At 47.5% G+C, this 13507-nt stretch carries 9 protein-coding genes; 4 read left to right on the forward strand and 5 right to left on the reverse strand.

What is annotated here, in order from left to right; all coding sequences use genetic code 11:
* Nucleotides 1–28: 28 nt before the first annotated feature.
* Nucleotides 29–3151 carry an efflux RND transporter permease subunit gene (locus B3182_RS11160; RefSeq protein WP_292752762.1) on the forward strand — a complete coding sequence of 1041 codons (3123 nt, stop codon included), beginning with the start codon at nucleotides 29–31 and terminating at the stop codon, nucleotides 3149–3151.
* A gap of 39 nt (nucleotides 3152–3190) precedes the next feature.
* On the opposite strand, the gene B3182_RS11165 is transcribed toward B3182_RS11160, so the two are convergent.
* The 5 genes from B3182_RS11165 to B3182_RS11185 all read right to left on the reverse strand — a co-directional run bounded on the left by B3182_RS11165 (nucleotide 3191) and on the right by B3182_RS11185 (nucleotide 9486).
* Nucleotides 3191–4306: a hypothetical protein gene (locus B3182_RS11165; protein ID WP_292356619.1), complete on the reverse strand. Its 1116-nt coding sequence runs from the start codon at nucleotides 4304–4306 to the stop codon at nucleotides 3191–3193.
* A 27-nt stretch (nucleotides 4307–4333) separates the two neighbouring features.
* The gene (mutL, locus tag B3182_RS11170) at nucleotides 4334–6010 is read right to left on the reverse strand and encodes a DNA mismatch repair endonuclease MutL (RefSeq protein ID WP_292356617.1); all 1677 of its coding nucleotides are present in this window, start codon (nucleotides 6008–6010) and stop codon (nucleotides 4334–4336) included.
* A 47-nt stretch (nucleotides 6011–6057) separates the two neighbouring features.
* Entirely contained in the window at nucleotides 6058–7443 is a 1386-nt protein-coding gene (locus B3182_RS11175; protein WP_292356615.1) for an N-acetylmuramoyl-L-alanine amidase, read from the reverse strand.
* Nucleotides 7444–7543: 100 nt separating this feature from the next.
* Nucleotides 7544–7996: a tRNA (adenosine(37)-N6)-threonylcarbamoyltransferase complex ATPase subunit type 1 TsaE gene (gene tsaE, locus B3182_RS11180; RefSeq protein ID WP_292356613.1), complete on the reverse strand. Its 453-nt coding sequence runs from the start codon at nucleotides 7994–7996 to the stop codon at nucleotides 7544–7546.
* Nucleotides 7996–9486 (reverse strand): NAD(P)H-hydrate dehydratase, encoded by a 1491-nt coding sequence (locus tag B3182_RS11185; RefSeq protein ID WP_292752765.1) that lies wholly within the window; start codon nucleotides 9484–9486, stop codon nucleotides 7996–7998. The genes tsaE and B3182_RS11185 overlap by 1 nt, the downstream gene beginning before the upstream one ends.
* 46 nt (nucleotides 9487–9532) lie before the next feature.
* On the opposite strand from B3182_RS11185, the gene queG reads away from it, so the two are divergent.
* The 3 genes from queG to B3182_RS11200 form a co-directional block, all read left to right on the forward strand.
* Complete coding sequence (gene queG, locus B3182_RS11190; protein ID WP_292356610.1) at nucleotides 9533–10606, forward strand: tRNA epoxyqueuosine(34) reductase QueG; 1074 nt, start codon at nucleotides 9533–9535, stop codon at nucleotides 10604–10606.
* Between the two features lie 36 nt (nucleotides 10607–10642).
* Complete coding sequence (locus tag B3182_RS11195) at nucleotides 10643–12604, forward strand: methyl-accepting chemotaxis protein (RefSeq protein ID WP_292356608.1); 1962 nt, start codon at nucleotides 10643–10645, stop codon at nucleotides 12602–12604.
* A gap of 30 nt (nucleotides 12605–12634) precedes the next feature.
* On the forward strand, nucleotides 12635–13507 hold an 873-nt coding region (locus B3182_RS11200; RefSeq protein WP_292752768.1), incomplete at its 3' end, for a PhoX family protein.

Genomic DNA, 13507 nt, shown 5'->3' on the forward strand with positions numbered 1-13507 from the left:
CCTCATTCAATAATTAACAGGAACACGGATGCTTTCTCATTTGGTTGCTTTTTCGGTTCGTGCCCGCGGTGTGGTACTGGCATTAGCGTTATTAATGTTGGGCTATGGTTCCTATCAGCTCTACAAAGCCAGTCTGGATGTATTTCCAGAGTTTGCTCCAAAGCAGGTCATTATTCAGACCGAAGCGTCTGGATTTACTGCCGAGCAGGTGGAAACCCTGGTGACCCAACCAATTGAAAACGCACTGGGTGGTCTTCCGGATGTCATGTTTGTACGTTCAGCTTCGACGCCCGGATTGTCCGTTGTAATCATTACCTTTGAAGAGCGAAGCGATATTTATCTTAACCGACAGTTGGTATCTGAACGGTTGATGCCTGCACAGGGACAATTACCGCAGGGCGTTGGTCCCGCTTTAATGGTGCCCCTGGAATCTTCTTCCGGCACCATCATGACCATCGGGTTGACCTCTGATCAGCAGAGCCTGATGCGACTGCGGGAAATGGTGGACTGGACATTAACGCCCAGATTGCTTGCCGTTGATGGTGTAGCTGATATCAATGTGTTCGGTGGTGCAGAGAAACAAATGCAAATCCAGCTCGATCCTCAAAAACTGGCTTTATACCAGTTGTCCCCCATGGATATCGTTACAGCCGCTCATGAAGCTACGGTATTGCAAGGCAGCGGATTTATTGAAAACAGCAATCAGCGCATGATGCTGCAAGTGGTCGGTTTTCCGGTGAGCGCTGACACAATGGCGAAAGTAGTGATTCGCCAGCAGGGTCAGTCTGTGCTGCATCTCGGTGATGTGGCAACCATAGAATATGGTCCTGCACCCGCTATCGGTGGCGCCGCAATCAGTGGTGAGCCTGGCATAGTATTGATGGTGATCGGTCAATATAAAGCCAATACTCTGGCAGTAACCCAAGGCATTGAAACTGCGTTGAATGAGTTTCGTGATGGGTTTGAAGTTGATGGTATTGAGTTACACGCCGATTTATTCCGCCCGGCCAATTATATTCAAACCTCGCTGGCGAACATCCAACATCATCTGCTGGTTGGTGGTGGTCTAGTGCTTTTAGTGCTGTTTTTATTCCTGTTCAATTTACGCACGGCGATTATTTCGATGACCGCCATACCACTATCATTATTTGCCGCGTTGATAGTGCTGCTGGAGTTCGGGGTTAACATCAATATTATGGTGCTGGGCGGTTTGGCTATCGCGCTAGGTGAGGTGGTTGATGATGCGATTATTGATACCGAGAATATTTTCCGTCGTTTACGTGAAAATGCCGCATTAAAAGAACCCCGTCCGGTTATTCAGATTGTTTATGAAGCATCGATGGAAGTTCGTGGTTCGGTTGTTTATGCCAGCTTAATTGTGATGCTGGTGTTTGTGCCTTTATTAACTCTGGGCGGAGTGGCTGGAAGAATGTTTGAGCCATTAGGTGAGGCTTATATTCTGGCGATTCTGGCTTCGTTGTTTGTGGCGTTGACGGTCACACCGGCGTTATGTCATACGTTACTCAGTCGGATTGGGGTTACCCGAACCTCTGAGCCACCACTGATCCACTGGCTGCAAATCCTCTATGGGCGCGTTTTAAAAGTAACCTGTCAATTCCCCAAACTGATGATAATCAGCGTATTGGTGTTGTGTATCGCTGGAGCCAGTCTGCTGCCATATTTCGGTGGACGTTTCCTGCCAGAGCTGCGTGAGGGGCATTACATTATTCACACGGCTAGTGTGCCCGGTACCTCGCTGGAGGAATCCTTGCGAATTGGAGGGTTGATTGAACAGCAGGTAGCGGCAATACCTGGGGTGCGAGCCACATCACAATGGGCCGGTCGTGCAGAGCGTGGCGCTGATACATTTGGCACCCATTACAGTGAATATGAGGTGGACCTGGAGCCACTTTCGGGCCCTGAGCAACAAGTTGTTCTGGATGAAATTCGTGAAATTCTGGAAGCGTTCCCGGGCATCAGTTCTGAGGTGAACACGTTCCTGACCGAGCGGATTGATGAAACCATTTCAGGTTATACCTCGCCGGTCGTAGTCAATATCTATGGTTATGATTTGGATGCACTTGATTATAAAGCGCGCGAAGTGGCTGAGGTGATGGCCGATATCGAGGGAGCCACAGATATACAGCTACGCGCTCCGCCGGGTGAACCCCAACTGCAATTACGCATTAAACTCGAAGAATTACCCCAATGGGGCCTGCAGCCGGCGACGGTGATGCAGAATATCAAAGCGGCATTTGATGGTATTCAGGTTGGACAGATATCCGAGGGGAACCGTTTGTTTGATATTCGTGTGGTGTTGCCACCCGACCTGCGTGAACAACCGCATCAAATTCTGAGTATGCCATTACGTACTCTAGATAACAGGATGTTGGCACTGGGAGATGTCGTTGAGTTACAGCAGGTTTCCGGCAGACATGCGATTCTGCATCACGGTGCTCAGCGATTGCAAACTATTACCTGTAATGTCACCGGACGCGATTTGCGTTCATTTTTTCAGGAACTGCAACAACGGATCCATGAGGATGTGCAGTTCGATGCTGATACTTACCCCGAGTTTACCGGCACTGCTGTGGCTGAAGCCGAGTCACGTAAGGATCTGATGATTCATTCCATTCTGGTTGGACTTATCGTGCTCATTTTATTGTATATGGCACTGCGCAGTGTGCGTAACACGTGGCTTGTGTTACTGAATTTACCCTTCTCGTTATTGGGTGGTGTGGTGGCAGCGTGGTTAACCGGAGGCGTGCTATCTATTGGTTCGCTGGTGGGGTTTGTCACGCTGTTTGGTATTACCCTGCGAAATGCCATTATGCTGGTCTCACATTATCAGCATCTGATTGAACATGAGGGTAAGGCCTGGGTGATGGAAACGGCTATTCAGGGAGCGCTGGAGCGTCTGCCATCGATTTTAATTACTGCATTGGTCACTGCGTTGGCGATGTTGCCAATAGCAATTAACGCTGACAGCCCGGGTCGTGAAATTATGGGGCCAATGGCGGCCATTATTATCGGCGGGCTGATTTCGTCGACATTGCTGACTTTACTGGTATTACCCAGTGTGATGTTGCGTTATGGCGAGTTTAACAAGCAACGACTCACTCAAACGGAAACCACCATGCAAAGGCAATGATGCCAAGAACAATCAGGATCAAAATAATTTCAACAATCATCAGCGACCGATAGCGAAAGTTTCTGTTGTATTGTTGCGTTGCTCAGCAAAGAATTGGTAAATCTGTTTTATTTCATCACTGGAAAAGCGGATTAAAATCAGTTCCTGTCCGGGACGGATCAGGTCGGGATCATAGCCCATGGTGTGAGTATTGAAGTTATAAACGTAACTGGTCGATACTTTATCATGCAGAATCTTGCCTAAAAATGAACTTAGTCCGGTGGGTAATGGTTCATCTGCATCCGCTGGAATCAGCACACTGACTTTTTGCTCTGAGCCATCACGCTGCAGGCGGATTCCCTGTCGAAAATTGCGAATCAAACCGGTCTGAATAATGCCCCAGAGACCTTGAATATCCTCTTCCGTTACCCGGTGCAGATAAAACAGGCTGTCCTGCATTTCTTCTGAATCACTATCAATTAACTCGGCGATATCCAGTTTTTGTACACCCCGACTGATGGTGACAGAAATTTCCTGATTCTCTGGAATACCTGACTCGGCCAGCTCGCCTGCTTTAAGCTGTTTGACCTGTTTCTGCTTGCGGATTTGAGTCACAGGCGCCTGTTGATCAATATCTTCACGTTTTAACAACTCCACCAATGGGGCGGTAATTGTCTCGCCTTGTTCAGTCACAATGGTAATCGGCGCGATATGATCCTCTTCCTGAGTTTCCAATTCCTGCAAGGTGGTCTTTTCTCGGGTTTCTTCGGTATAGCGAATGGTCACCGGAGTATCATCGCTAAGCGATGTGTCATCCATCAGACTTTTTAATGTAGTGACGCGTTGTTCAAGTTCTGGCAATGCAATAATGCTGTCCGGACGGACAAACATATCGTCATATTCATTAATAATAATCGTATCTGCATCAGAATTCGCCAGATTATCCACAAACGCTTCTGCTTCCTGTTCACGAATGGTTTCACTATCCGGCACTTCATCAGCGGAGCGAATAATTTCCAGCGGTAAATCAGGTTCGATTACTTCTATCGGCGGGTCGACTGTTAATTCACTGCGGTTTGGCGGCGCGTCACTCCATAACAAATAGCCAAACAGTAATAACACGATAACAGCGAGTATCGCCGCGATGATTGTGGAACCTGTACGGGCTCGATCCATTTGAAAACCGCCTCAGTGCATGTTTAATCAGTCCGAGAATAAGCTACCAAGTGTCGCCAGATCAAGTTCTCGACACCATGGCTTTTCAATACATTCCGACAGAGTGACCGATTTCAGCCATTCCTCTGCCTGCTGGGGCAGAATCGTATCTGAGGTTTGCAATAACTCAGAAAGATAAAGACCAAGACTCTCTGCATCAATATTATCTTTAGTGACAGCTGTGATGACTGCATACACCACTGACTTCAGATCCAGCTGTGCCAGTGCAATGGGAATTTTTTTGATGATTACAGCATTTTCCATCGGTTGTAACTCAAAGCCGAAAGAGTTTAGTAATGTCTGTTGTTTTTCAACACTGTTTAACTGGGCGTCACTGCACGGCTGGCTGAGCGGCACCAGAATCGGCCGGCTTTTCAAGGGCAACTGTTTTAGCAGCTTGCCGAATTGTTGCTGGCGCGAACTGGAGAGGGCTTTTGGAAGATCAATCAGATAATGCTGTTGCTGAAAATGTATCCAGACATATCGTTGGTGCAAAATCTGCATTAACTGAATAGCATTATTTGAGTCAGTCTGGTTAATGGATACCGGCCTATGGACAGCATACTCTGGAGGAGCTGTGGCAAGGTCATGTCTTTGATAGAGCGAAGCCTTTTCTGCAATTCGTGGCATATTTGTCGTAGAGGGACTTTGAACAGGGCCAGTAATTATTTGTTGCTGTAACTGATCTTTTACCGCTCGATGGATCAATCCATGAATCAGCCGGGTTTCCCGAAAGCGAACCTCATGTTTGGTTGGATGTACATTCACATCCACCCGATCCAGTGGAATGGTCATATAAAGAACATAGGCTGGATGACGGCCAGCCGGAATCAAATCGGCATAGGCCTGACGCACTATCTGACTGATCAGACGATCCCGTATTACCCGGCCATTAATAAAAAAGTATTGTTGATCAGCCTGAGGACGATGCGCCTCCACATGCCCCAACCAGCCTTTTATCGTAATGATATCAAACGCTTGATCAATCGCTATGGCCTGCTTTACAAATGCTTGACCACAGATTTTGCCAATTCTTGCCAATTGCTGAGACTCAGACTGGGCAATGGGCAGGTTGAGCTTTTGCTGGCCATTTAATTGACACTGAAAGCGCACATCGAAGCGGCTTAATGCCAGTCGCTGCATGGTGGTAAGGATTTGTTGCTGTTCGGTACGCGCACTGCGCAGAAACCGGCGGCGGGCTGGCAGATTAAAAAACAAATCTCGCACGGCCACAGTGGTGCCTTCTGGGTGGACAACGGGCTCTGGTTCATCTTCCTCATGATGAATCTGCCAGCCACATTCACTGTTCTGCTGCCGGGAAATCAAACTCAAATTGGAGACCGAGCTGATACTGGGTAAGGCTTCACCACGGAATCCCAGACTGGATATCTGGCTCAGCTGATCACTGGAGGAAATTTTGCTGGTGGCATGCCGGCTTAGCGCCAGACAGAGATCTTCAGGATGAATACCTGAACCATTATCCCGAACCTGAATCAGCTGACTGCCTGAACCTTCAATGGTCACATCAATTTCTGTTGCTGATGCATCCAGACTGTTTTCCACTAGTTCCTTGATGACAGATGCCGGGCGTTCGATAACTTCGCCAGCCGCAATTTGGTTGGCAAGTTGTAGGGGCAGTGCAAGGATACGTTTCGGCGTCAGCATCGACACAGTTTAACAGCTGCGAACAGCAAATCCGCAGTCAAAATCAATCAAGGAATTTTTAAAACGTCACCGACCATCAGTTTGCTGGTTTGCAGATTATTGGTGGATTTCAATTCAGACATATTGACCCGATAGCGTTGTGCAATGGTGCTTAAGGTATCCCCGCTGCTAACAATATGTTGTTGCGGTTTAACCTGCTGGGTTATCGGGTTTCTCTGGAAATAACTACGAATACCAGCCAGCATTGCCTGCGCCAGTTTGTTCTGATGATTGACATCATTAAGCTTGCGCTCTTCTTCCGGGTTGGAAATAAACGCTGTTTCTACCAGTACCGAGGGAATGTCTGGTGATTTGAGTACTACGAAAGCGGCTGATTCAACCTGTTTTTTATGTACCGGGCCAACGCGTTTCAATCCCCCCAGAACACTGTTACCCACTTCAAGACTGGCTTCAAGACTGGCGGTCTGTGATAAATCGAGTAATACCGAGGCCAGCAGGTCGTCTTTATCCTCCAGACTAATACCACCAGCCAGATCAGCAGCATTCTCACGATCTGCCAGAATCTGAGCCGCCTCACTACTCGCTCCGCGTTGCGATAGCACATAGACCGAAGAGCCTTTGGCGCTGCTACGTTGGAAGGCATCAGCATGGATGGAAATAAACATATCCGCACCATTTTGTTTGGCTCGCTGAATACGTTGTCTCAGGGTAATGAACTCATCGCGTTCACGTGTCATAAAGGCACGCATTCCCGGTTCGTTATCCACCAGCTTTGCCAGCCGACGGGAAATAGCGAGTACCACATCTTTTTCACGTGTACCTTTTCTGCCAATCGCCCCCGGATCACGGCCCCCATGTCCCGGATCGATTGCTATCACGATATCGCGACGGGGTAGCATCGGTCTATTGCGTACCGTGGTCGTAGTGGCTGTTTGCTGCGGTGGTGGGGTGTAATCAACTTTTGTAATTTGAGTGGAAGCTTTTTCTTCCTCTTTAACAGCCGCTTTTTCTGGTGATTTTGATGATTTGTTAGTGGCCAGAGCCGTGGCTGGTCCATGTTTTAAATCGACCAGAAGACGATGCGAGTATTCACCTTCAGGCGCCAGAGTCTGAATCTCATAGTCCGTTTGCTGTTTAAGATCGAAAACCAGGCGATATGTTTCTTGATCATGCTGGGCATGACGGATTTTTTCGACTACTGCACTGTTAAATGTCGGGGCAATTAATTTTTTGTTTACCTTTGCGGCTTTAAGATCAACAACTAACCGATGCGGATTTGTCAGTGTAAAGCTGGAATATTCCAGTGCTGTATCAAGATCCAGTACCACCCGGGTCAGGTTGGTATTTTGGGATATACGGATATTCTCAACCGAGGCGGCAAGCGCATCGACTGTAAACATCAATAATATCAATCCCAATAACAAACGAGACATAGCAAGTTCCAACAAATTACACAGTGCTAGTTTGTGATTGAAGTAATAAAAAATCAAGACTTTTTTCTATATTTTTAATGAGATAGCGAATAAAGCTGAATTAGTTGTGAAGTTTGTCGCAGATATCAGAAGCAACTTCGGAATAAGCCCTAAAAATAACTTCACGGCCGGAAGTCTGATATTTCAAAGAGATAAGCAGGTCGGGCTCAGGTAAAACGCCTGTGCCTTGTTCCGGCCATTCGATTAACGAGAGGGCGTTGGCAGAAAAATAATCTTCTATACCCAGATAGAGCAGTTCTTCCGGATCAGCGAGACGGTATAAGTCAAAATGGTAAATATCCCGCGCATTGAGCTGATAATGCTCGACCAGAGTGTAAGTCGGGCTTTTAACTTTACCTGAATGGCCAAGAGCTTTGAGCAATCCCCGAACAAAAGTCGTTTTCCCCGCTCCAAGGTCACCTTTGAGGTGGATGCAGAATGCTGAATCAGGCAGCAAGGCCGCCAGTTTAGCCGCTAATTCCAGAGTAGCTTGTTCGTCTTTGAGCCAGAACATTAATAGATAAGATTTGCTAGTCGACGCAGATGTGGCATCAAATCCATGGCCAGTGTGCCGCGTTCACCATCAAGTTCGGCTGCTTTATCCGCCGCCATGCCGTGAAGCGTGACGCCCACACAGGCGGCATCCATGATTGGAAAATGCTGCGCCAGCAGTCCCCCAATGACCCCGGCCAGTACATCACCCATACCACCACTGCCCATTCCGGGATTACCCCATGTGGAAAGACGGGTCGGTGCTTCACCGTTGGAAATCAGTGTTCCTGATCCTTTCAGAACTACCACGCCACCATAACGTCTTTGCAGTTCATAAACTGCAGCAAAACGATCTGCCTGGATTTCTTCTGAGCTACAACCCAATAAACGGGCTGCTTCACCAGGATGCGGGGTGAGCACCCAGTTATCATGATGTTGTGGGTTTTTACTCAGCAGATTTAGCGCATCTGCATCAACGACCATCGGCAGGTTGGTTTCAATGGCTTTCTGGAATAACGCAATGGCCCATTCACTCTGGCCAAGACCAGGGCCAACTGAAAGTGCATTTGCAGGACGCAGCAATTCCTCAAGCTCACTGGCACTTTCAACGCCATAACACATCAATTCAGGTCGGGCCAGATTCAGGATGGGACCGTGTGCACTTCGGGTTGCAATACTGGTTAAACCGGAACCTACGCGCGCTCCTGCCTCAGCTGCAACGCGTGCTGCGCCAGGCATACCATGATCGCCGCCAATGATAAACAAATGGCCATATAAACCTTTATGACCTGTACGCTCGCGAGGGGCTAGTCCTGCCGCATCGTTTTCCAGACTGACCCGACGCGCAATGGGGGTAAAAGCTTTATAGATGGCAGAAGGGACTTTTAATGAATCAAAGCAGACCTGGCCACAGTAATTGGGGCCTACGCCGGTAAATAACCCTTTGTTCAAACCTAGAAAGCTTAATGTGATTGTGGCATGGACGGCGGTTCCTAATGCGCGGCCGGTGTTAGCATGAAGACCGGAAGGAATGTCCAGCGCTAAAACCGGTATTCGTTTTGTATGTTCATTGATAGCGTTAACCGCTAAGGCATGGTAACCACTTACTTCACGACTGAGCCCTATACCCAGAAGCGCATCAACAATAACGTCTGTGGTGGGTAATTTATCTTCAAACCGATGAATTTCAACACCGCTGGCAAGAATTGCTTCACGGGCTGCAAAGGTTTCCTCGCTCATTTCTTTTTCATCGCCCACCTGAAAAATGCTGACGCGATACTCTTCCGCGATTGCCTGTCTGGCCAGTTCGAAGCCATCCCCACCATTATTTCCAGTACCGCAAACCACTAATATACGTTCAGCTTGGGGCCAATGACATTTAATACAATCCAGCGCAGCCCCGCCTGCACGTGCCATTAATGTTGCTGACGAAATATTATGTTGCCCTGTGACAATACGTTCCAGTTCACGGGTCTGTTCTGCAGTGTAAAGTTCATGTGGCAAGGTCGACATAAAATAATATCCCGATGAAAAAATTCAGTTCTTTATAATAGCCCGCATGGCCGATTCAAATACAGTGCAGTTATCCCGAACGCTTTTAAAAGATATGCAGATCTGGGCGCGTTCACTGGGCTTTCAGCAGCTTGGGGTCAGTGATATTGACCTTTCTGCAGCTGAAGATCAATTGCAACAATGGTTAGCGCGCGGTTTTCATGGTGAGATGGAGTTTATGCAACGCCATGGCAGTTTGCGAACCCATCCCGAAGAGTTAATGCCCGGAACTATTCGCGTAATAACCGCCAGAATGGACTACTGGCCTGAAACCGCTTCCGATGCATGGCAAGTGATGGGCGAGAGTGAATTGGGTTTTATCTCCCGTTATGCACTGGGTCGGGATTATCACAAATTGATACGTAAGCGTTTACTTCGGCTTTCGCAACGAATTGAGGAGGCCGTTGGTGCAATGGGATATCGGGTTTTTACCGATAGCGCTCCCGTGATGGAAAAAGCCCTGGCACAAAAATCCGGACTGGGCTGGATTGGCAAACATACCAATGTGTTAAACCGGCAAAACGGTTCATATTTCTTTTTGGGCGAAATTTATACTGATCTGCCTTTACCACTGACAGAGCCTGTATCTGATCATTGTGGTTCCTGCACGGCCTGTATCGATATCTGCCCGACTCAGGCGATTATCGCACCTTACGAACTGGATGCCCGGCGTTGTATTTCGTATCTGACCATTGAGCTTCGCGGCAGTATCCCTGTCGAATTCCGACCTATGATGGGCAATAGGATATATGGCTGTGATGACTGCCAGTTGGTATGTCCCTGGAACAAATTTGCTCAGATGACAACAGAATCGGCTTATTTGCCACGCGAAGGTCTTGATGCCCCTCAGCTGGTGGATTTATTTACCTGGACCGAATCTGAATTTCTGCAACGCCTTGAAGGCAGCCCAATCCGCCGCATTGGTTATGAATGTTGGTTGCGGAATATTGCTATTGCTCTGGGGAATGCCAAAACTTCACAAACAGTTTTGGCGGCATTAAAGGATCGGATTGAATATCCCTCAGAGCTTGTACGTGAACATGTACAGTGGGCTTTGGAACAACACAATACCCCGTCATAAAGCTGTCATTAACACCCTATAGAGTCTCGTGCCTGTATGTCTATTTATACTGGAGCAGGTGTGAGATTAAGTGTGGTATCAAGATGGCTGGCAATATTTATGGCTGCTGGATTAATGATAGGAGTGCTGGCGGGTATTTGGGGTTGGCAACAATTAGATAAGCCCTATCAGATCGCCCAGCAGTTCCAGCAATTTAAATCCCGGTTTGATATTGAGGTTCGGGTGTTGTTGGCCCGTTATCTGGCTTCCGGTGATGCTGACCTGCTTCAACAGGCGGAAACACAGCTTGTTGAATTATCTACCGTAGAACAGACCTGGCTCACTGAACAGGATAATCAGACGATTCAATCTGCCATTGCCTTGCTTCAGGAAAAAGTACTTGAAGTGCGTGAGGCTGGAAAACTGGCTGGTAATCCACAAGCGCTGCTGATTCAGAATGAACGTGAACGAGATGGTGAAATTGGCCTTTTGATCGACTACGCTCAAAATAGAGAAGCGCAGGGGCATCCCTATCAGCAATCCTTTACAGCACTACTGGCAGAATTAAGTCGTCAACTGAATGATATTGGTCGCCTGCGGCAGCGTTATATCGAATTGCAAACCAGCGAGATTCAAACAGCATTAGTTTCTGCGAACAATGCGTTTATCGATAAGTTGGAACAATTAAATACTCTGCCAAAATTTGGTGTTTATTCAGAAGTGAATACCGAAGCATTAATTCCCCAGGAGCCGGAAGAACTTGGGCAACGTGGCATTGACTCATTATTCTCATTGAGCAGACGCTATGAAAAAGAATTAAGCAATACATTAGAGTTTGATCAGCAGCTACAACAAAAACGCGCGGCCTTAGGTGGCGAGATTTCTACATTTGCCGATAAGCTGGATCAGTTTCAGTTAAAAATAGAAGACATCAAACAGTCTGTCAGTCAGCAGGTACAGTGGATCATGATGGGGGTTGTTACCATTATTATCCTGACTATTTTGCTGTTCTATTTTTTACAGAAACGAATCATCCGTTTTCTAATTCAGTTAGAGCATTATTTCAGCCAGATGATTAAAGGTAACTTTCAACAGACGCTGGTTTCACAGCTACCGTTTGTCGAATCACGATCCGTTGAGCAATCGGCCCTGCAGCTACAAAGTTATTTTGCTCAGTTGATTGATAAGCTGAATCAGCAATCTCAAAATGTATTGGCTGCCAGTACTGATTTACAAACTTCCTCAATGCAGGCGGTATCGGTCAATCAACAACAGATTGCCGCCACCGAGGAAGTTTCGGCTGCGGTCACCGAGTTATCGTATTCCTTTAAAGAGGTTGCCCAAAGTGCCTCAAATGCGGCTGAATCAACAGAACAGGCTACTCAGGCAACTCAGCAGGCCAGTCAACAATTAACCAGTGCTGCCAATGCCAGTCATCAACTCGCTGAGGATTTGTTAGCATTTGAGAGCACGATGAATACATTGGAACAACGTGGCAAGGATATCAGTCAGGTGCTGGTGGTGATTCAAAGTGTGGCTGAGCAAACAAATCTGTTGGCCCTGAATGCGGCAATTGAGGCCGCAAGAGCCGGTGAACATGGCAGAGGTTTCAGTGTGGTAGCCGATGAAGTTCGACAATTGGCGACCCGCACTAAACAATCAACGGAAGAAATTCAGGCCATTATTGTCGATCTGCTGAACAGCAGCGGTGAAGCTGCTGCAACGGTTCGATCCCAGAGTCAGTTTGCTGAACAATGTGCTGAACAAGGTTTTAAAGCTAAAACAGCGATGACTCCGGTAATAAACGCGGTGCAGAATATTCATCAGGTCAATGCTTCCATCGCTACAGCAACCCAGCAACAGACAGCGGTAGTGGATGATATTGCCAGAAGTACCGAACAGATCAAACAGCGCTCAGAGACCGTGAATCAGCAAATAACTGAAATTGAACAGGCTGGGCACAGTCTCAATCAAGTCAGCCAGAGTTTGAATAAACTGGTGGGGCAACTAAAACAATAAACCGAGTGATAATTTGTAGTTGGAATTTTTATGAACAACCATTTTGATCCACTCCTGCAAAAGCAGTTGAGTCGACGCTCAGTGCTGCAATTCAGTTTAGGTGCGATGCTGGCATCTGCCATGCCATTATCCTCGGCCGCTACAATGCTTCGCAATCAATCTCAATTGCTTGGCTTTACACCGATTCCGACCGCTGATTTACTCGATGAAGTGGTGGTGCCGGAAGGCTACCGGGCTGAAGTGTTTTACCGCTGGGGGGATCCTATTTCGGATGGTCCGGCATTTAACATGGATGCCAGCAATAGTGCCGCTGATCAAATGCAACAGGCCGGTATGCACCATGATGCCTTGCAGTATTTTCCATTGCCTAAAGGTTCAGAGAATAATGATCATGGCCTGTTGGTAATGAATCATGAATATCTGGATCTGGATATCATTCATACCGATGGCAGCCATAAGCATTCACCGGAAACCTACACTGCCGACAAAGTCGCCAAAGAGCAAAATGCTCATGGTGTATCGCTGATTGAAGTCAGACAGGAAAATGGTGAGTGGCAAATTGTCCGTCCATCGACCTATGCCCGCCGTTTAACGGCTAACACACCAATGCAGATAAGCGGCCCGGCTGCAGGACATGAGTTGATGAAAACCCGAGCTGATCCAGAAGGCAAAAACGTGCTGGGTACTTTCAATAATTGCGCCAATGGTAAAACTCCCTGGGGAACGTATCTGACCTGCGAAGAGAATTTTCATTATTACTTTGTCGCTGATCCCAAACACTCAAGAGATGCGGAAACCGAACGCCGCTGGCAACGCTATAAGCTGGGGTTCAGTTATTACGGCTGGCAGCAGTTTGACGCGCGGGTTGATTTGGATAAAGAGCCTAATGAAGCCAATCGCTTT

The sequence above is a fragment of the Methylophaga sp. UBA4204 genome, assembly GCF_002379485.1.
GTDB lineage: Bacteria > Pseudomonadota > Gammaproteobacteria > Nitrosococcales > Methylophagaceae > Methylophaga.